This is a genomic window from Pseudomonas sp. NPDC087626, assembly GCF_044743405.1.
Taxonomy (GTDB): domain Bacteria; phylum Pseudomonadota; class Gammaproteobacteria; order Pseudomonadales; family Pseudomonadaceae; genus Aquipseudomonas.
The window spans coordinates 89547-107507 of the sequence record NZ_JBIUWJ010000011.1 but is presented as its reverse complement, the minus strand read 5'-3'; the positions used below and the strand labels follow the sequence as shown (position 1 = coordinate 107507).

Here is a 17961-nt window from a genome sequence, read left to right as displayed (position 1 = left end):
ATAGGCATTGCCAAAAGCACACTGCCTTCCGCTGACAATAAGAGAAAAGGTTCACACGCCATGCACAAACTCGTAAAAATCCTGACCCTGGTTTCCTCCGTTATCCTCTGCGTGCCATTTGCCATTCAGGCCCAGGAAGCCTCCACTGCGCAAAGCCCGGCGTTTGTGGTGCACAAGTTATCGAACTTTCTTTACGCGATCGGTGAGCCCAATTACTACCAGAAAAATTTTTCGTATTTGCTGGTGGGTGAGGATCAGGCATTGATGTTTGATTCCGGGGCCAACCAGAAAGAAGACATCACGTCGGTGGCGCGTAAAATCACCAACAAGCCGCTGTCTATGCTGCCCTCACACCTGCATTTCGATCACCTTGGCGGCCTGCACAATTTTAAAAGCATCTACTTAGTGGATACGCCCTTCATTCGTCAGTTCAGGGGAGAGGATGACTTCTACCGTGTCCCCGAGCCGGTTTACCTGGGCAACTTCGATCACATGGTCGTGCCGCCCTTCAAGGTCGCGCGGCTGATAAAACCAGATGAGACGATCGACCTTGGCGGTCTCAAGGTGCGTCTGATCAGCGTGCCCGGTCACACGCAGGATGAAGTGGCACTCTTCGATGAGACGCACAATATTTTGCTGGCAGGGGATCACGTCTACCCGTCCTGGCTATTGGCAGGGAATCTTAACGACTACGTTGCTTCTCTCGACGCCACGCTGAAGGTGATCAACGAGCAGACGGCCATCTATGGCGCTCATGCTGACGAGGATCCAACCAAGGTTCCGGCCATGACATACGCGGACGTACAGGCGATCCGCGACAAGATGGCTCTGATTCTGGCGGGGCGCGCCAAGGGTGAAGCGTTCAGCGATCCGGAACTGATCAAGAGTTCCGAGCTTTACAAGGTGGAGAAGGGCATCAGCATTCTCACCAACATCCAGTTTACTGATGGTCGTGGCTACGGTTACTGATCGGGCTGCCCGGCTGTAGCGAGCAACCAGTCGATGAATGCCCGGATTTCCGGGCGTTCGCGCGTCCCTTCGGAGCAGGCAACATAGTAATTGTGCAACGCAGGTACGGTGATCGACAGCGGACGTACTAATCGGCCTTCGTCGAGATCGCGAGCGGAGACGAGTTCATCGCTCAGCGCCACGCCGAAACCGTCCCGTGCTGCCTGCAAGACCATACCGAAATCTTCAAAGAAGATATCCTCTTCGCCGATACGGCTGAAGCCAACGTCAACCAGCCATTGCTGCCACTGGCGGCCATTATCTTCGTGTAGCAGGCGGTGTTGAGCCAAGTCAGGCACTTCCCGAATGGCTTTAGGCCCTCGCAAGAACTGCGGGCTGCAGACTGGCGTCATGCGAATGCCGTGCAGCAGACGCCACCATACGCCTGGCCATGGTGGCGAACCGTAGACCACCGCGATATCGGCGCGGCGCCAGTCCACTTGCGGCATGCTCGGGGCGGTGATCACGCTCACCCGCACCGAGCGGGACGCCTCCATGAAGCGCAGCAGCGGTGTGGTCAGCCACTCCACTCCTACCGCAGGAGGAATGGACAAGGTGATCCCGACGACCTCCTGCTCTGCAGCGGAGTCGGTTTGCAATGCTGCCACCGCGTCGCTGATTTCGCTCATTGCGTTCGCTACGTGCTTTTGTAGCAGTCGGCCGTTGTCGGTCAGCACAAGCTGTCGACCGCGTTTGGTGAACAGCGCCACGCCAAGGCTGGCCTGCAACGTTTTGACTTGCTGGCTCACCGCGCCGGTGGTGACGTGCAACTCAACCGCGGCTGCTGCCAGACTGCCCAAGCGGGCTACGCTTTCAAACACTTTAAAATTGTGCAAGGGGGGAAACGTCATTTCATCTCCGTAGCAACAGCACTGCGGTCAGAGCAGGAACCCGACGAGGGTGAGCGTGTGTACATACATCGTCTCGCAATTTGCCATGACATAGGTACCCTGCTGGGACTGACTTTCTGTGCCGTGGCCTCGTCCCGATATGGAGGCAGCTGTCAGCTATTGGCCGACAGTTGCCTCAGAAGAGCATCCACTACGCTCGCAAAAACCGATCGGGCCGGCATGGGCCAAGGGCACTGGACGCTTTGTCTTCGACGATCTCCTCGCTGGCAAGACGTCCCACTATCGCCGCCAAAGTAACTCCAGGGTGCATTGCACACACATAGACGCCGCTGACTTTTGGTAGATAACCGATGATGGGGATGCCATCGGCGGGCATGGGCCTGAGCCCGACACAAGCCCATTGCGGCTCTATGGAAACAACTCCATGGAGTTCGTTGCGGATGGTCTTGGCAGTGCGGAGCGCTATCGCTGCTGGCTGATTCTCCATGGTGTTGTCCAGGTAATCTTCTGCCGCCAGCAACGCACCATCCGAACTTTGCCTCACTTCCATTTCAGGGCTGGAGATGAGGGTGTGCACGAGGTCGGGTTGGGCCTTGTAACGGATGAAAATGGCAGGCGAGGCCTCTATTGGAAGGGGCACTTCAAGCCTATCTGTCAGCTTCGTGATACCTGTCCCGGCGGCCAAAACCACAACATCTGCATCGATGATGCCCTGTGTTGTTTCGACTCCGGTTACCTTCGCACGCTGGGTTACGAAACCAAGAACTCGCGTCTGAGTGAGAATCTTCGCCCCGAATGCCTTGGCGCCGGCGATCAACGCATGGGTAGCTGCCACGGCGTCCAGCGCCCCTTCTTCAGCCGCATACAAAGCAGACTGAGGGGGATTTTTTAGATTGGGTTCAAGGTCGAGAATCTGCGATCGAGACACCTGGTTAGCTGAAGCCTGCAGCGCTCCATTCGGCATCGCGCTATAAGACAAAGCGCCTGTCCACCGTATCTCGAGATCCGGCAGCTGCGTTTCGAGGCGGCGATACTGCTTGATTGCAGCACCGCGCAGTTGCGCAATGGGGTCAGGTTCACCGTGTGAGGTGTTGATCCATGCGAATGAACTTCCCGTCACTCCCGACGCTATACCTTCAGCCTCGACCACGGTGACATTCGCGCCTTTACTCGCGAGGTGGTACGCCAGTGATGCGCCCACGATACCTGCACCAACGACTACGACTCGTTTGCCCTGAGCATTGCCCATATCAACCTCCATTCTGTCGACGCGCCGATGGTACGCCAGCTGGATGAATTCATGGCATGCATAAATTTGCATAAATGGGGACTGCATAAATGGGGACGGATTTATTTTACCGTCCAGTGCGAAAGAGGGAAAAATAGATCCGTCCCCGTTCGAGTTACCATTCGAGTTCCGGGCTCACGGGAAGTTAAAGAGTACGAGTGGAGCAGCGATCATGAAATACGACGAAAGCTTGATTGAAGAAGCCGTTCTCGCCCTGTTGGTAACCTTCAGTGCGGATAACGGAAATACTTGGAAAGGGTACGATTTCGAGATCACGAACCGATTGCAAGAGCATGGATTCATCCGTGATCCGGTAAACAAGAGCAAATCCATCTGGTTGACGCCGGAAGGGATGGAACGAGGCCGCCAAATAGCCGATCGGCTCTTTGGGGTGAGAACTCAAGCGGAGCATGCCTCCAGCTCGGGTACCTGATTCCATATCCAAGGCATGCAGTAGGTGGGGTTTATGGAACGCAGGCCTTCGCCAAGGTCCGCTTGCGCCCCACATGCACCCGGCCTCGCCAATAGGTTGCGTGGGTGCAGGCGTTGCGCAATCGGACACCGAAGTGTTTGTGCACCTGGCGAAGGCTGCCTCGTTGCCCTACGGGATCACCAGTCGTAGGTCAATTCCACCGACGCCACTCGCTCCTGACCGTAGTAGCAGCCAAACGCATAGTTACAGTCCGAGACGTACTCTCGGTCGAAGACGTTCTGCACGTTGAGGCTGGTGCGCACGCCGCGCAGGCCGGCGTCCAGCTTGCCCAGGTCATAGCTGACCGTGGTGTCGTAGACCACGAAGGCCGGCACGTCGAAGGAGTTGGCCGAGTCACCCGGCTTGCGTCCGGTGTAACGGGCGCCAGCACCGAAGGTCAAGCCATCGATGGTCGCCTGGGTGAAATGATAATCCACCCACAGCGAGGCCGAGACCGGTGCCGTGGCTTCGCTGCGGTTGCCCTGATCGCCATAGGTGCTTTTGGTGTAGAAGGAGTCGATGTAGGTGGCCGCGGCCATGACATCGACATTATCGAGACTGGACTTGGCCTCCAGTTCGATGCCACGAGAGCGCACTTCGCCATTCTGCGCCGAGTATTGCGGGTACTCGGTGTCGCCTGTCAGCACGTTTTTCTGTTTGACCTGGAACACCGAGGCAGTGATCAGCGTCTTGTCGTACGGCTGATATTTCACCCCCACTTCGTACTGCTCGCCTTCGGTTGGATCAAAGGCTTTGCCACCGCGCTCGGGTGCGGCAGTGCCCAGGGTCGGCAGGAAGGACTCGGAATAACTGACATAGGGCGCCAGGCCGAAATCGGTGACGTAGGTCAGGCCCACTCGCCCCGTGAACTGGTTGTCCCGTTGTGACGTGACGGTATGGGCCAGCAGGTCCTTGTTGTCGATTTCCGCCCAGTCCTGGCGGCCGCCGATGGTGAGGATCCACTTGTCCAGCCTGATCTGGTCCTGCAGGTACGCACCCGTCTGGCGAATGGTGTTGTCCCACTTGGTATCGAGCACCGGGGTTACGCTTGCGGTGTCGTAGTTGTTCTTGCCGTAAAGGTCGACCGGCAACACGTTGTAGGCGTTGTAGCCGTCGTACTTGCGGCTGAAGTGACGATAGTCGACCCCGGCCAGCGTGGTGTGCTCCAGGGCGCCGGTGTTGAACGTGTATTGCAGGTTGTTATCGACGGTGTAGGCGATGTTGTGCTGGCGCCAGTCCAGCTTGACGCGATTGGCTTGGGTCTGATCAACCACACCGGCATCATCGGTGACGAAGCTGCGCAGATAGAAGCCTTTGTACTGGTCACGTACGTCGGTATAGCGCGCGGTGGACCGGTACGTCAGGTCTTCGCTGAGGTTGTGGCTGAAGTCATAGCCCAAAATGTATTGGTCGCGCTTGTAGTCGTTGTAGCGCGAATCCCCGGAGAAAAAATCCCGTTTGATTTTCTGGCCAGTCGGACCGCGATCCAGGGAGCCAACCCGCGGCAGCGCCTGATAATCGGCCAGGCCATCGTCGCGCTGGATTTGCGCCAGCAGGGTCAACGACGTGTCGTCAGTGGGCGTCCAGGTCAGGCTGGGCGCCAGCAGCATGCGTTCGGTATTGGTGTGCGCGACCTGCTCATTGCCTTTCTTCGCCAGGCCCACCACGCGATAGGTGAATGCCTTCTGGTCGTCGAGCGGGCCGCTGGTGTCGAATGCACCATTGACCCGGTTGTAACTGCCCGCGCCGAGCTTGACCTGGCTGCGCTGTTCGCTGGTGGGTCGCTTGGACACCAGGTTGATAAGGCCGCCCGGCTGGTTCTGCCCGAACAGCACGGAGGAGGGGCCCTTGAGCACCTCAATGCGCTCCAGGGTGTAGGGGTCGATTTGCGGAGCCCCGCCCAGGCTGCCGGCATAAGGCACGTAGGCGCCATCGAAGTACAACGGGGTCGGGGCAAAACCTCGGCTGGTGATCTCGTCGGCGATAACATTGCGGTCGGTGAAACCGCCGGTGCTCAAGCCCGGCGTATAGCGCAGGGCCTGGGTCAGGTTGCGTGCGCCCTGCACGGCAACCTGATCGGCCGTCACCACGTTGATCGCCTGGGGGATTTCCAGGATCGGCGTATCGGTCTTGGTCGCGGTGGCGCTGCGGGTGGCGACATAACCGTCGACCGGTCCATAGGCCGACTCGATGGCCTGGCCGGAAATATTGGTTGCACCTAACTGCAGCGCAGCGCCCGGCACCCTTGGCAGCAGCGAGTAGCTGCCGCTCGGCAGGAGAACCGCTTGCAAGCTGCTACCGGCCAGCAGCTTCTGCAGGCCGGCATCGGTGGTGTAGCGGCCGCGCAGCCCGGCGGTCTTCTGCCCGCTGGCGTGGGCAGGATCGAACGAGACCGTCACACCAGCAGTCGCGGCGAACTGGGTGAGTGCCGAACCCAGGGCGCCGGCCGGAATATCAAAGCTGGTTTCAATGTTGGTCTGTGCCCAGGCAGGCTGTGCAATCAGTAGCGTACCCAGTGGCAAGGCGAGCGCCATCCCCAGCAGCGCGATATGCACCGCGCGGTTCAGGGGTTTGACGGCAGACTTGCTGAAGACTTTGCGCGGCTGGGGGGTGCGGGGGATCATGCGGTTTCCTTTCGCCCGATGGCAGTAAATGGCGGCGTCTATTTGCGCCTCTATCTACAAAGTCGAACGAGAATCAAAATCAACAACCCCCTTCGATAAAATTTCTGCAAAACCCCCTCAAATGGCCTCGACGCGCGTCCAATAACGGCTGAAACGCCGCAGCCGCACGGGCAGGGTCGAGGTCAGGTTATCGAGGATGGCATCGCTGCTGCCGAGGTGAAACGCGCCGGAAATCCGCAGGTCGGCGACCGCTGGAGCGCAGCCCAGATGACCTGGACGGTAACGCTGCAATTCGGTGATGAAATCGCCCAGGCGCCAGTCATCGATCACCAGCATGTCGCGGGTCCAGGCGTCGACCTGGGGACTGGAGCGCTGCGCCGTGCCGGTATCATTGCTGTCGAAGTCGAGCTGCTGCCCGGCATCCACTCGCACGGCCGGACCGAGATTATTTGCGCTGCGCACCTCGACCGCATGTTCCTGCACGCTGACCCGCGTGCGCTGCGCGTCGTAGCGCACCACGAAGCGGGTGCCCAGGGCGCGAATGCTGCCCGATGGGGTATGCACGATAAAGGGCCGTGCCTGTTGGTCTGGCGCAGTCTCGATCTGGATCTCACCGCTGAGCAGGTGGATTTCGCGCAAGCTCGCGCTGTAGCGAATGTCCACTGCGGTCGCGGTATTGAGTCGCACCAGGCTGCCGTCATCCAGGAGCACCCGACGCCGTTCGCCGGTGGCGGTCCGCTGGTCGGCCATCAGGGTCGGCAAGGGTGTTGTGTTCCAGGCCAGCGAACCAGCCCCGCCAGCCGCCAAGACAATCGACAGGACCTTGAGCACGTCACGGCGTTTGGCCCGGGCACTGGTCAGTGTCGGCCGGGCGATACCCGGTGCGACCTGGCCGAGTTTGTCCTGCAGGCAGGTCAGGCGCTCCCATGCCTGGACATGGCGAGGGTCACACTCCAGCCAGCGTCGGTGTGCTTCTCGGATGGCGGCGTCGGGCACTTCTGTACGCAAGTCGACGTACCAGCGCGCTGCGGCTTCGAGTGTCGCGTGATCCAAGGCGAGCGGGCGCACTTCAGTCGTCTGCCAACAGCAGGCAATGCGTGAGGGCGCGCACCGCGTGTTTCTTGACCGTGTTCACCGAGACGTTCAGGCGTCGGCCGATCTCCACGTAGCTCAGCCCGTCAAGCTGTGCCAACAGGAAAATCTCACGGGTGCGCCCACCCAGGCCATCGAGCAGGCGGTCGATTTCCATCAGGGTTTCGATGATCAGGGTGCGGGTTTCAGGCGAGATATCGATCGGTTCGGGGCTGAGCGCGAGGGTCTCCAGGTACGCCTGTTCCAGGGACCGACGGCGGAACATATCGATCATCAAACTGCGCGCAATGGTGCTCAAGTAGGCGCGAGGCTCACGCAATTCAGGCGCCTTGCGTTGCGTCAGTACCCGGATGAACGTGTCCTGGGCCAGGTCCGCCGCGTTGTCGACACAGCCAAGCCGCTGGCGTAACCAGCCACAGAGCCACTGATGGTGATTCTCGTAGAGCGTCTGCACGGCATGTTGTTGAGAGTGGTCGACAGAGGACATGGGGGTGGCCCGGAACGAAGATATTTGATAATGACTCTCATTTTCTTCTAAGGTTTGCTGACTTGGCAATACCCTGACGCAATGAGTGCCTGTCGCAGCCAAATCCCACCTTTATCCAGACACTCCGCGGCCGTTGACTTTTTTCGTCGTCAAGGACAGTCGTAAGCATAGGTATTCGTTAGTTTTTTTTGATTTCGTGGTTGACGCCACGGGGGTAAAAAACGTTTAATTGCGCCGCGGCCCAGATAGCTCAGTCGGTAGAGCAGGGGATTGAAAATCCCCGTGTCGGCGGTTCGATTCCGTCTCTGGGCACCACCTTTTGTTTTCAGGTGCTTGCAATACCACCTGAAACAACCAAAAAACCCGCCTAGTGCGGGTTTTTTGTTGTCTGCGGTTTCCTACCGTAGCCTTGCAAGCCACTGAATTCAGATCCCGCCGAGCCTATGGTCGGCATTAGCCATGTTCAGGCTGTGGGCGTGTTCAACGTATTGAAGCGTTTGAGAATATTTTCGTACATCTTTGTGCGTCGGTGATGCTGACCATAACCACCGCCGGCAGCGACCGTTCCCGCCTGGATGTGGTCCAGATAATTGAAGATTTTTCGCGGTGAAAGAAACACAACCTTGTAGCCGATATCGATCAGCCCGTCCTGCAATGCATAGCCAGGTACTCGCTCATCGAGCTGAAAACGCAAGCCGTGCTGCTTGATGATTTTGCTGTTCCAAAGCGTACAAAAGCTCTTCAGGTGGGTTTCCCTGTAAGGTTTCGGATCTCTGGAGCGCAGACCTAGCGACAGCTTAAGGCGTCTGAAATGATGTTTCGCCAGGCGCGAAGTGAATCGCCAAAGTGTCCTGGGCATTCCTCGATCGAGTTGCTCAGTACAACCGACGGCGACGACTGTCGGATCTTGACGACAGTGCTCCAGCATCATCGTAAATACCTGTGGATCGAAAACGAATGTATCTGTGTGCAGCAGAAACACGTAATCGGTATCGACCTTTTCCAGCGCCATATCCAGGGCGTTGCCATGGGCAATGTGACCTGGCTCAGGGGTGAGCGACGTGCGTTCAATCAAGTTGATCCAATCGAGTGAGCGCAAATACTCAGTGCTGGCATCCGCAGATCCGTTATCGACAACCCATACCGGGATCCCGGTTTTTTGTGCATGTGCAGATAAAAGATCCAGGCAGACCTTGGTCAAATCCAGGGTCTTGTAATTCACCAGAACGATACTGAAAAGGGGTTTCGACTCCGCGTTAAAGGTGCACATGCTCGAAATGCTCAGATCCAAAAAATCAAAAGATAAGGTTCCTACCTTATTTCAAACTTAATTTTCTCCGAGTGCGGGTTGGCGAACGTTAGGCAGCGACCTTCCTTTACCTGCTCTATTCCTGGTCTGCAGTTTCCCAGCAGCACTCAACATGTCCTGAAACTTTGGACATTCAATATGCCGCGGAGCAGGGCAGGATGCTGCACGACGAAGCTCGTCGCGTATCGCGCTAAGGCGTTCGATGGTGCGGTCCAGTTCGTCGGCCTTTTGTGCCAGGCGCTGGTGATCAATGGCGGGCCGGCCGTCGGCGTCCAGCATGGTGGCGATGTCGTCCAGGGAAAACGCCGCTGATTGCCCGAGGGCGATCAATGACAACTGCTGGAGTACATCCGCGCCAAACACGCGGCTCAAGCCACGGCGGCCGATCGAGCGGATCAGGCCTTTTTCTTCGTAGTAGCGCAGGGTTGAAGCCGGCAGGCCGGAACGACGTGCCACTTCACCGATTTCCATCTCTTTCATGCTTGACCTCAAGTCGACTTGAACTTGCAGACTGCCCGGATCAAATCGCTAAAACAGGCTGAAGGCAAGGGGAGATGACATGGGAGTAGGGGAGGCGCTACTGCGCATTCTGTTGGTTGGCATGGGGGCGACGTTGATCATGGACTTGTCGGCGTTTATCCAGGCGCGGTTGTTGGGCTTGGCGTCGCTGGATTACGGGCTCGTCGGGCGGTGGTTGGGGCACATGGTGCGAGGCCGGTTTTGGCACGCCTCGATTGTGACGGCGCCCCGAGTCAGGCATGAACGCCTGCTGGGTTGGGTGTTTCACTACCTCACCGGGTGTTTCTTCGCCACGCTGCTGGTCGGTGTCCAAGGACTCGCTTGGCTCCACAACCCCACGCTGCTGCCCGCACTGGTGGCGGGCCTGGTCAGTGTGATTGCGCCGTTTTTCATCCTGCAGCCCGCATTCGGCCTGGGCATCGCCGCTTCGCGAACCGCGGCGCCGAATGTGGCGAGGCGCAGGAGTGTGATCGCGCACCTGACGTTCGGTGTTGGGCTCTTTGTGGCGGGGTGGTTGTTGCTGCAGGGGTTTCCTGCGGGGTACTAGTGCGGGGTGAGCGAGTAGTTCGTGGATCAGCGATTGATTGCGTCTGCTCAAGGAATTCTAGCCGTCGCCCCGGATGATCGGGCATGATCATGAGATTCGAACCAGATTGCACTGACCTATGCCCGTAGACCTGCAAGCGCTCTATCCCAAACTGATCCATCTGATGCTGGACACGGTGTTTGTCGTCGACCGGGATAACCAGATTGCGTTTGTCAGCGATGCCTGCGAGACGCTGCTGGGTTACCGCGCCGATGAGCTGATCGGCACCCCGATCACCGACTATATGCACCCTGACGACCTGGCGGCCACCCGGGCTTCGATTGTCCGGGTCATGAATGGCCGGCCCCATGTCGATTTCCGCAACCGCTATCTGCGCAAGGATGGCGCTATCGTCCACATCCTGTGGGCGGCGTTCTGGTCCGAGGAGGTGGGCGCGCGGATCGGCGTCGCTCGAGACGTGACGGCCCTGTGGCAGGCCGAGGAGGAGTTACGGTTCCTCGCCCATCATGATCCGCTGACCCAACTGACTAATCGTTCGCTGTTCAATGATCGGCTGGACTCAGCGCTGCACGCCGCCCACCGGCACCAGAGCACGCTGGCGTTGCTGTTTCTGGACATCAACGATTTCAAGCAGATCAACGATATCCATGGCCACGCCGCCGGCGATCGGGTGCTCTGTGCGATCGCTCGCCGGCTGCAAGCGTGCGTCCGCGAGACCGACACGGTGGCGCGGATGGGCGGTGATGAGTTCACGGTGCTGTTGACCGATATCCAGTCGCCGGACGCGGTGGCGCACAAGGTGGAGCAGATTCTCGCGGCCATGGCTGAGCCGCTGGGTGCCGAGTTTGGTGCGATCAGCACGCCGTCGTGCAGCATCGGCGTGGCCTGCTATCCCGCCGACGGCCAAGATGCCGATACGCTGCTCAGCCATGCGGATGGTGAGATGTACCGGGTCAAGAGGTACAGGTCTGCAACGGCGAGATCCTGACTACCGCTAGCCACCTCAAACCAGCAAATCGACGGTCTGCAACATACGTCGATACGGCGAGTGGGCGTGGCCCATCTCGAAGTGGATGGTTTCGATCAGGCATTCCAGGAACCGCTCCGCCGCTGGCCGCAGGGGTTGTCCGCTGCGGCTGATGGCACCGACCGATGCGCTGCCCACCGGCTCGCGCAAGGGCAGGGCGCACAGGCCTTCGCGTTGTGCGCAGAGCTCCACCAGCGGCCAGGGAAAGACGCTGAGCATATCGGTTTCGCGCAGCAGGCTGAGGATGATCGACAGCGAATGGGCGAAGTGCACATGGCCCTGGGTGGAGATCGTGCCGTCTTGCTGCGACGCCATGATCCAGTCGGCCGCCGCCAGGTCCTCCATGCGCCGGCTGTCCGCCAGCGGGTGTTCCCGGCGGGCCACCACCGCACAGTCGGCGGTGAACAGCGGCAGGTAGGTCAGGTCGGTGCTGGAGAAACGCGTGTCCAGGCGCCCGATGAACAGGTCGACACTGGCATCGCGCAGCAGCGGGCAGGCCACCGATGACAGCCCCTCATACAGTTCCAGTTGCACCTGCGGGAACAACTGGCGAAAGCGCACCACCGCCTTGGGCATCAGCGTCATCGCCAGCCAGGGGGTCACCGCCACCGACAAACGTCCCACCAGTTCGCCGTTGTTGTCGGCCAGCACCTGGCGTGCGTTGAGCATCTGCGCCACCAGCAGGCGGGCCTGGATCAACAGCTTCTTGCCCAGTTCGGTAAACACGATCCCCGAGGTGTTGCGGATCAGCAACTGGGTCGCGGTGTCGGCTTCAAGCTTCTGGATCGCCTTGGTCACCGCGGCCGGCGAGGTGTCCAGGCGCTTGGCGGCGCCACGGATGCTGCCCGCGTCGGCTACGGCCACCAGTGCATTGAGTTGATAGAACTTCATGGTGTCACCGCTGTTAACCCTGGGTTGCCCTGTTGACTTTCGATTGCCTGTCGGCGCCGGCTCCCTGCCTCTAAGCTCGGACCCATAGCGCCCAAGCCCTGCACCTGTGCCAGGGAGCAGCAGAACCTGGCAGAAAACGCCTTGGCACTGTGCGCAATCCCGGCCTGACGTTCAACAAGGAAATTGCTGACCATGACCCAGTCCCTGCCGCTGTTGCAAGAAATCGAACAGGAGATGCGCGCGCTGCGCCATCAGATCCACGCCAACCCCGAACTCGGCTACCAGGAAGTCGAGACCAGCGCCCTGGTCGCCGAGCGCCTGCGCCAGTGGGGTTATCAGGTGACGCGCGGGCTGGCGGAGACCGGGGTGATCGGCACCCTGAAAAAAGGCACCAGCAAACGGGTGATCGGCATCCGCGCCGACATGGATGCGCTGCCGATCCTGGAGAAGACCGGCCTGCCGTATGCCAGCCGGATCCCGGGGAAGATGCACGCCTGTGGGCACGACGGGCACACAGTGATGCTGTTGGCGGCGGCCTATGCCCTGGCCCATGACCACCCGTTCGATGGCACCGTGCATTTGATTTTCCAGCCGGCCGAGGAGGGCTTGGCGGGTGCCCGGCGGATGATTCAGGAGGGGGTGCTGGAACAGTTCCCCTGTGACGCGGTGTTTGCGGCGCACAACATGCCCGGCTACCCGGTGGGCAAATTGGGTTTTCGCGCCGGACCGTTCATGGCCTCCGCCGACCAGGTCACGGTGACCATCCACGGTGTGGGTGGCCACGGGGCGATGCCCCATCTGACCGTGGACCCGGTGGTGGTCTGCGCGAGCATCATCATGGCCTTGCAGACCATCGTCTCGCGTAATGTCTCGCCCCAGGACATGAGCGTGATCACCGTCGGCTCGATCAACGCCGGCAAGGCCTCCAACGTGATCCCCGACAGCGCACAGATGCTGATTTCGGTGCGGGCGCTGAACAACACCGTCCGCGACCGCCTCGAAAGCCAGATCAAGCAACTGATCCACGCCCAGGCCCAGGCATTCGGCGCGACCGCCGATATCCACTACAGTGCCGACTACCCGCTGCTGGTCAATGATCCCCAGATGACCCGCTTCGCCAGCCAGGTGGCCACCGACTGGCTGGGGGAGGACGAGGTCCTGAACGACATAGTGCCCTTCAACGGCAGCGAGGATTTCGCCTACTTCCTGCAGCAGGTCCCTGGCTGTTACCTGATCATCGGCAACGGCGACGGGGAAAAAAGCTGCATGGCCCACGACCCGCGCTACGACTTCAACGACGACATCCTGCTTCGGGGTGCCGGTTTCTGGGTCAAGCTGACCGAGGCCTTTTTACCGCTCAACCCTTGAGAATGACGACCTGCCCAACCGTGAAAACCAATAAAAGACGAGGTCTACATGCAACTCTTGAAACTTCGCTACCGCGCCCTGTTGCTCGGCGTACTGTTCGCGCCGCTGGCCCAGGCCCAACCGGTGATCAAATTTGGCGTCGACCCGAGTTACCCTCCGTTCGAACAAAAGCAGCCGGATGGCTCGCTGAGCGGTTTTGATATCGACCTGGGCAACGCCCTGTGTGCCGAATTGCAAGTCAAGTGCATCTGGGTCGAGCAGAATTTCGACGGCATGGTCCCGGCCTTGAAGGCACGCAAGTTCGACGCCATCCTGTCGGCCTTCAGCGCTACCGCCGCGCGCCGCCAGCAGGTGGACTTCAGCGACAAGATCTACACCGCACCGTCGTCGCTGGTGGCCAGGAAAGACAGTGGGCTGCAGCCCACCGCCGCCTCCCTCAAGGGCAAGTCCGTGGGGGTGGTGCAAGGCACCTTGCATGAAGCCTTCGCCCGCGCGCAGTGGGGCAACCAGGGCGTCAATATCCATACCTACCAGACCCAGGACCAGGTGTTTTCCGACCTGATCAACGGGCGCCTGGATGCCACCTTCCAGGCTTCGGTGCAGGCCGATGCCGGGCTGCTGCAAAAACCCCAAGGCCAGGACTTTGCCTTCGCCGGCGAGCCGATCACCGACAAAAGCATCATTGGCGACGGCGTGGCCATCGGCATCCGCAAGAACGAACCCGAGCTCAAGCAGCAACTGAACACCGCCCTGGCCAGCATCCGCCAGTCCGGCGAATACGAGCAGATCGCCAAGAAGTACTTCAACTTCGACATTTACGGTGAGTGAGGCCAACGTCATGAACGAAATGATCCGATTTGCCGACGCCGGCTTTACCTGCCCCATTAGCGCAGAGGCGGTGCAGGCCTACCAGACCCAGGGCGCCGTGTGCATCCGCAACGCTTTTACCCCAGAACAGATCAGCCAGTTGACCGCGGGCATCGAGGCCAACCTGGCCGCTCCCAGCCCACGGGCCAAGGTCGCCAGCAGTGCCAGCGACCCGGGCTGGTTCTTCGAGGACTTCTGCAACTGGCAGGAAAACCGCGACTACCGCGACTTCATCTTCAACTCGGCGCTGGGGCCGATCGCCGGAGCCTTGCTCGGCAGCCAGCAGGTGCGCTTGCACCATGACCACTTGCTGGTCAAGGAGCCCAACACCCGCCAACGTACCCCCTGGCACCAGGACCAGCCGTACTACAACATCAGCGGTTCGGACACCGTGAGCTTCTGGATTCCGGTCGACCCGGTGCCCAGGGCCGCGACCCTGGAATTCATCGGCGGCTCGCACAAGGGCCCGTGGCTGATGCCGCGCTCGTTCATGGACAGCCAGGCCAAATGGTTTGCCGAGGGCACCCTGGGCGAATTGCCCGACATCGAGAATCACCGCGAGGACTTCCCGATCCTCGGCTGGGAGCTGGCGCCTGGGGACATGGTGTGCTTCAACATGCTGACCCTGCATGCGTCTTCAGGGGTGGGTGGAAAAAATCGGCGGCGGGCGTTTTCGGTGCGGGTGATCGGTGATGACGTGCGCCATGCCCCGCGACCCTGGGCGACGTCCCCGGATTTTCCGGGGCTGCGCGAGGCACTGGCCGCCGATGTGCCGATGGAGCACGAACTGTTTCCGCCCCTTTGGCAGCGCCAGCTGCAGCGATAAGGCAATTTGCTGGCCCCTGAGCATTCGATGTGTCGTCAAAATCGCCGGAATTTCAGGCGGTTAAACGGAATATTTAATGCGAAATCTACTCAGCGCGCTGATCCCGGTTGCCCTGGTCAGCGTCGTGGCGTCTGCACAGGCCAAGGAGTTGCCGGCCAACGACCGGTATGTCTGCAGTTGGGGCGCCGGTACTGCGGCCAGGGCCCAGGAGCTCAAGCTGTCGGGGGTTTCCCTGTATGCCGCACGGCAGAAGATCCAGACCTACAAGTTCAACAAGTCGTGGATGCGCATGATGGCCCTGGGTATTACCGAGCAGACCTACGACAGCCCGTCGCGCTTCAAGCCGGCGGCGGTGCGCGAGAGCTTCTACAAGGATTGCCTGCGCTATAAGGTGGCGCGCAAGTAGCGCCAGGGGCGGGCAGCGTCATGGCGCTGTCCGCCCATCATCCTTAAGTGTCCGAAGTGGTCTCGCGGCCGTGGGCGGCAGCGGCCAGTTGTCCGGTGTCGACCCGCACGAACACCGAATCGCCGACGGCGGTTAGCACCTCGCCGGCATACACCTCGCAGATCACCCGGCTCTTGCGCCCGACTTCACCTTCGACCCGCGCGCGCAAGGTCAACGGTACGCCCATGGGGGTGGGCTTGATGAACTTGATGCCCAGGTTGCCGGTGACGCAGTTGATGCGCGGCAGGCTGCCGGGTTCGCGCTGTTCGGCGCGGTAGTGGTAGGCCATCACTGCCCAGTTGGAATGGCAGTCCACCAGCATGGCAATCAGCCCGCCATAGACCAGGTCCGGCCAGCCGCAATACTTGGCATCGGGCAGGTGCTCGGCCACCACGTGCACGCCATCCTCATGCCAGCGGCTCTTGATGTGCAAGCCATGGGGGTTGCGGCTGCCGCAGCCATAACAAACGCCCTCGGGGGCGGCGGTGTCTTGCAGGGAGGTGTCGAGCACGGGCATTCCTGGGTCCATCCTGAAGAGAAAAACCAAGCCTAGCGGATTTCCTCCTGAAGCAGAACCGGGGGCGAACTCAAGCCGTGGTAATCGCTGAATGTGCAAAAAGGACATGGTGAAGTGACAAGGTATTAATTAGAATCACTCTCATTTGAAATATCCTTCGCGCAGGGCCTCTTGACATGATTGACGCAGCGACGCCTCCGGAGCACGCCCTCCACGCCTTGTACCGTGACCATCGCAGCTGGCTCGAGTGCTGGTTGCGGCGGCGCATGGGCAATGCCTGGGATGCCGCGGACCTGAGTCAGGATACCTTCCTGCGGGTACTGTCCAGCTCGCAGCAGATTGCCGAGATGCGCGAGCCCCGTGCCTACCTGTTGACGGTGGGTAAGCGCCTGCTGAGCAACTTCTACACCCGGCGCCACCTGGAGCAGGCCTACCTGGATGCCCTGGCCCGATTGCCGGAGGACAGCGTGCCTTCGCCGGAGCAACGCTGGCTGCTACTGGGAACCCTGCAGGCCCTCGACGAATTGCTCGATGGCCTGCCGGTGCTGGTGCGCCGGGCATTTCTCTGGAGTCAGCTCGACGGCCTCGGCTATCGCGAGATCGCCGAACGCCTGCAAGTCAGTGAACGTACGGTCAAGCGCTACATGGCCCATGCCTACGAACATTGCTTGCTGGTGGAACTGTGAGTCGTGCCGTGCCTTCCAGCGAAGCCCGCGAAGTGGCGCGCGCGGCGGCCCAATGGCTGGCACTGATGGAATCGGGCAGTGCCAGTGAAGACGATCATCAGCGCCTGCAGCAGTGGCGCAACAGCCATGGCAGCCACGAGAGCGCCTGGCAGCGAGCGCAGGCGTTGCGCCAACGCTTTTGCGACTTGCCGTCGGCACTGGCGCTGGCCACCCTGGACCGCCCGGATGCGGGTCGACGGGCCGTGCTCAAGCGTGCCCTGGGGGTGGCGGTGCTGGTTCCCAGCGCCTGGTTGCTGAGCCGGCAGTTGCCGCTGGACGTGTGGCGCGCCGACCTGCACACCGGCACCGGAGAACAGCGGCGGCTGCCCCTGGCGGATGGCAGCTCGTTGCAGCTGAACAGCGCCAGCGCGGTCAACCTCGACCTGGGGACCCGCCACTTGAGCCTGGTACGCGGCGAGGTGGCGCTCAAGGTTCCTGGCCCGGCGCCCCTGACCTTGCAAGCGCCCTATGGGCAGATCAGCGTCAGCCGCAGCGAAGTGTGCGTGCGCCTCAATGACGGCCATTGCCAGGTCTCGGTGGTCAGCGGTGCGGTGCAGTTGCAGCCCTTGCATGGGCCGCTGCTGGTGCTCAATGCCGGGCAGCGGGTCGACCTGCAAGCTTCGGGCGCTGGCCCGGTGAGCGCCTTCGACCCCTCCGTGGCGGATTGGCGCAGCGGGGTGCTGACGGCGCAGGACCAGCCATTGGGGGATTTTCTGCGGGAACTGAGCCGCTATCGTCCCGGGTTGCTGCGCTGGGAACCGGCCCTGGAAAAGCTGCGGGTGACCGGCAGCTTCCGCCTCGACAACACCGACCGGGTACTGGCCTTGCTGGCAGCCAGCCTGGCGCTGGAAGTGCATTCGCGCACCCGCTATTGGGTGACCCTGGTTCCCCGCAGCCAGTTGGGCTGAACCACTGTAGGAGCGAGTGCCCGCTTGCGGCTTGCTCGCGAAAACCTCAAGGGCGACACGGACATCCAGGCAGTGTGCGTCATCGTTGACGACCATCGCGAGCAAGCTCGCTCCCACAGGTTTGGTGGCTGGCTGCGGGATCTGTGGGCCCCTGTGGTGGGTGTGCGCAGTGGCAGGGCGATTTATTTAT

The 17961-nt window shown here is 60.6% G+C and carries 19 protein-coding genes and 1 tRNA gene; 11 read left to right on the top strand and 9 right to left on the bottom strand.

The features are described from left to right. Window positions 1-60 precede the first annotated feature (60 nt). Window positions 61-969, top strand: coding sequence for an MBL fold metallo-hydrolase (locus ACIOVD_RS11760; protein ID WP_401127815.1), 909 nt, complete (start codon window positions 61-63; stop codon window positions 967-969). Here the strand turns inward: ACIOVD_RS11760 and ACIOVD_RS11755 are convergent. Both ACIOVD_RS11755 and ACIOVD_RS11750 read right to left on the bottom strand, forming a co-directional pair. Next, complete coding sequence (locus tag ACIOVD_RS11755) at window positions 963-1859, bottom strand: LysR substrate-binding domain-containing protein (protein ID WP_401127813.1); 897 nt, start codon at window positions 1857-1859, stop codon at window positions 963-965. The genes ACIOVD_RS11760 and ACIOVD_RS11755 overlap by 7 nt on opposite strands. A 190-nt stretch (window positions 1860-2049) precedes the next feature. After that, window positions 2050-3180, bottom strand: a complete 1131-nt coding sequence (locus ACIOVD_RS11750; RefSeq protein ID WP_401127811.1) for an NAD(P)/FAD-dependent oxidoreductase — start codon at window positions 3178-3180, stop codon at window positions 2050-2052. A gap of 139 nt (window positions 3181-3319) precedes the next feature. Here ACIOVD_RS11750 and ACIOVD_RS11745 point away from each other — a divergent pair, with 139 nt between their 5' ends. Beyond that, window positions 3320-3580, top strand: a complete 261-nt coding sequence (locus ACIOVD_RS11745; RefSeq protein ID WP_320332347.1) for a DUF6429 family protein — start codon at window positions 3320-3322, stop codon at window positions 3578-3580. Between the two features lie 176 nt (window positions 3581-3756). Here the strand turns inward: ACIOVD_RS11745 and ACIOVD_RS11740 are convergent, their stop codons facing one another. The 3 genes from ACIOVD_RS11740 to ACIOVD_RS11730 form a co-directional block, all read right to left on the bottom strand. Next, entirely contained in the window at window positions 3757-6243 is a 2487-nt protein-coding gene (locus tag ACIOVD_RS11740) for a TonB-dependent siderophore receptor (RefSeq protein WP_401127809.1), read from the bottom strand. Between the two features lie 117 nt (window positions 6244-6360). Next, window positions 6361-7311, bottom strand: coding sequence for a FecR domain-containing protein (locus ACIOVD_RS11735; RefSeq protein ID WP_401127807.1), 951 nt, complete (start codon window positions 7309-7311; stop codon window positions 6361-6363). 1 nt (window position 7312) lies between these two features. Next, window positions 7313-7822 carry a sigma-70 family RNA polymerase sigma factor gene (locus ACIOVD_RS11730; RefSeq protein ID WP_159996301.1) on the bottom strand — a complete coding sequence of 170 codons (510 nt, stop codon included), beginning with the start codon at window positions 7820-7822 and terminating at the stop codon, window positions 7313-7315. Window positions 7823-8061: 239 nt separating this feature from the next. On the opposite strand from ACIOVD_RS11730, the gene ACIOVD_RS11725 reads away from it, so the two are divergent. Then, window positions 8062-8137: transfer RNA gene (locus ACIOVD_RS11725), tRNA-Phe, on the top strand. 148 nt (window positions 8138-8285) lie between these two features. Here the strand turns inward: ACIOVD_RS11725 and ACIOVD_RS11720 are convergent. Together ACIOVD_RS11720 and ACIOVD_RS11715 are read right to left on the bottom strand one after the other, a co-directional pair. Beyond that, window positions 8286-9092, bottom strand: coding sequence for a glycosyltransferase (locus ACIOVD_RS11720; protein WP_401127805.1), 807 nt, complete (start codon window positions 9090-9092; stop codon window positions 8286-8288). 57 nt (window positions 9093-9149) lie between these two features. Beyond that, entirely contained in the window at window positions 9150-9611 is a 462-nt protein-coding gene (locus tag ACIOVD_RS11715) for a helix-turn-helix domain-containing protein (RefSeq protein ID WP_401127803.1), read from the bottom strand. A gap of 79 nt (window positions 9612-9690) precedes the next feature. On the opposite strand from ACIOVD_RS11715, the gene ACIOVD_RS11710 reads away from it, so the two are divergent. Both ACIOVD_RS11710 and ACIOVD_RS11705 read left to right on the top strand, forming a co-directional pair. After that, the gene (locus ACIOVD_RS11710; protein ID WP_159996295.1) at window positions 9691-10197 is read left to right on the top strand and encodes a DUF2938 domain-containing protein; all 507 of its coding nucleotides are present in this window, start codon (window positions 9691-9693) and stop codon (window positions 10195-10197) included. Window positions 10198-10315: 118 nt separating this feature from the next. After that, on the top strand, window positions 10316-11185 hold the full coding sequence (locus ACIOVD_RS11705; RefSeq protein WP_159996293.1) for a sensor domain-containing diguanylate cyclase: 870 nt from the start codon (window positions 10316-10318) through the stop codon (window positions 11183-11185). A gap of 15 nt (window positions 11186-11200) precedes the next feature. On the opposite strand, the gene ACIOVD_RS11700 is transcribed toward ACIOVD_RS11705, so the two are convergent. Beyond that, window positions 11201-12115 carry a LysR family transcriptional regulator gene (locus ACIOVD_RS11700; RefSeq protein ID WP_095168690.1) on the bottom strand — a complete coding sequence of 305 codons (915 nt, stop codon included), beginning with the start codon at window positions 12113-12115 and terminating at the stop codon, window positions 11201-11203. 192 nt (window positions 12116-12307) lie between these two features. Here ACIOVD_RS11700 and ACIOVD_RS11695 point away from each other — a divergent pair, with 192 nt between their 5' ends. From ACIOVD_RS11695 to ACIOVD_RS11680, 4 genes are all read left to right on the top strand, one after another. Further along, complete coding sequence (locus ACIOVD_RS11695; protein ID WP_095168691.1) at window positions 12308-13483, top strand: M20 aminoacylase family protein; 1176 nt, start codon at window positions 12308-12310, stop codon at window positions 13481-13483. Between the two features lie 48 nt (window positions 13484-13531). Then, window positions 13532-14311, top strand: a complete 780-nt coding sequence (locus tag ACIOVD_RS11690) for an ABC transporter substrate-binding protein (RefSeq protein ID WP_320332321.1) — start codon at window positions 13532-13534, stop codon at window positions 14309-14311. A 10-nt stretch (window positions 14312-14321) separates the two neighbouring features. After that, the gene (locus tag ACIOVD_RS11685; protein ID WP_401127800.1) at window positions 14322-15176 is read left to right on the top strand and encodes a phytanoyl-CoA dioxygenase family protein; all 855 of its coding nucleotides are present in this window, start codon (window positions 14322-14324) and stop codon (window positions 15174-15176) included. Between the two features lie 76 nt (window positions 15177-15252). Next, on the top strand, window positions 15253-15582 hold the full coding sequence (locus ACIOVD_RS11680) for a hypothetical protein (RefSeq protein ID WP_095168694.1): 330 nt from the start codon (window positions 15253-15255) through the stop codon (window positions 15580-15582). 43 nt (window positions 15583-15625) lie between these two features. On the opposite strand, the gene ACIOVD_RS11675 is transcribed toward ACIOVD_RS11680, so the two are convergent. Beyond that, window positions 15626-16138, bottom strand: coding sequence for a PaaI family thioesterase (locus ACIOVD_RS11675; protein WP_159996285.1), 513 nt, complete (start codon window positions 16136-16138; stop codon window positions 15626-15628). A gap of 176 nt (window positions 16139-16314) precedes the next feature. Between ACIOVD_RS11675 and ACIOVD_RS11670 the strand changes: the two genes are divergently transcribed. Both ACIOVD_RS11670 and ACIOVD_RS11665 read left to right on the top strand, forming a co-directional pair. Then, a complete protein-coding gene (locus ACIOVD_RS11670) occupies window positions 16315-16824 on the top strand; it encodes a sigma-70 family RNA polymerase sigma factor (RefSeq protein ID WP_401127798.1) in 510 nt (169 codons plus the stop codon). Next, complete coding sequence (locus ACIOVD_RS11665; protein WP_401127796.1) at window positions 16821-17771, top strand: FecR domain-containing protein; 951 nt, start codon at window positions 16821-16823, stop codon at window positions 17769-17771. Before ACIOVD_RS11670 ends, ACIOVD_RS11665 begins: the two co-directional genes overlap by 4 nt. Window positions 17772-17961: the final 190 nt, after the last annotated feature.

Excerpts from the sequence above, each read along its gene's own strand:
- ACIOVD_RS11760 (WP_401127815.1), top strand. The coding sequence starts at position 61 with ATGCACAAACTCGTAAAAATCCTGACCCTGGTTTCCTCCGTTATCCTC.
- ACIOVD_RS11755 (WP_401127813.1), bottom strand. The coding sequence starts at position 1,859 with ATGACGTTTCCCCCCTTGCACAATTTTAAAGTGTTTGAAAGCGTAGCC.
- ACIOVD_RS11750 (WP_401127811.1), bottom strand. The coding sequence starts at position 3,180 with ATGCAAATTTATGCATGCCATGAATTCATCCAGCTGGCGTACCATCGG.
- ACIOVD_RS11745 (WP_320332347.1), top strand. The coding sequence starts at position 3,320 with ATGAAATACGACGAAAGCTTGATTGAAGAAGCCGTTCTCGCCCTGTTG.
- ACIOVD_RS11740 (WP_401127809.1), bottom strand. The coding sequence starts at position 6,243 with ATGATCCCCCGCACCCCCCAGCCGCGCAAAGTCTTCAGCAAGTCTGCC.
- ACIOVD_RS11730 (WP_159996301.1), bottom strand. The coding sequence starts at position 7,822 with ATGTCCTCTGTCGACCACTCTCAACAACATGCCGTGCAGACGCTCTAC.
- ACIOVD_RS11720 (WP_401127805.1), bottom strand. The coding sequence starts at position 9,092 with ATGTGCACCTTTAACGCGGAGTCGAAACCCCTTTTCAGTATCGTTCTG.
- ACIOVD_RS11715 (WP_401127803.1), bottom strand. The coding sequence starts at position 9,611 with ATGAAAGAGATGGAAATCGGTGAAGTGGCACGTCGTTCCGGCCTGCCG.
- ACIOVD_RS11710 (WP_159996295.1), top strand. The coding sequence starts at position 9,691 with ATGGGAGTAGGGGAGGCGCTACTGCGCATTCTGTTGGTTGGCATGGGG.
- ACIOVD_RS11705 (WP_159996293.1), top strand. The coding sequence starts at position 10,316 with ATGCCCGTAGACCTGCAAGCGCTCTATCCCAAACTGATCCATCTGATG.
- ACIOVD_RS11700 (WP_095168690.1), bottom strand. The coding sequence starts at position 12,115 with ATGAAGTTCTATCAACTCAATGCACTGGTGGCCGTAGCCGACGCGGGC.
- ACIOVD_RS11695 (WP_095168691.1), top strand. The coding sequence starts at position 12,308 with ATGACCCAGTCCCTGCCGCTGTTGCAAGAAATCGAACAGGAGATGCGC.
- ACIOVD_RS11690 (WP_320332321.1), top strand. The coding sequence starts at position 13,532 with ATGCAACTCTTGAAACTTCGCTACCGCGCCCTGTTGCTCGGCGTACTG.
- ACIOVD_RS11685 (WP_401127800.1), top strand. The coding sequence starts at position 14,322 with ATGAACGAAATGATCCGATTTGCCGACGCCGGCTTTACCTGCCCCATT.
- ACIOVD_RS11680 (WP_095168694.1), top strand. The coding sequence starts at position 15,253 with ATGCGAAATCTACTCAGCGCGCTGATCCCGGTTGCCCTGGTCAGCGTC.
- ACIOVD_RS11675 (WP_159996285.1), bottom strand. The coding sequence starts at position 16,138 with ATGCCCGTGCTCGACACCTCCCTGCAAGACACCGCCGCCCCCGAGGGC.
- ACIOVD_RS11670 (WP_401127798.1), top strand. The coding sequence starts at position 16,315 with ATGATTGACGCAGCGACGCCTCCGGAGCACGCCCTCCACGCCTTGTAC.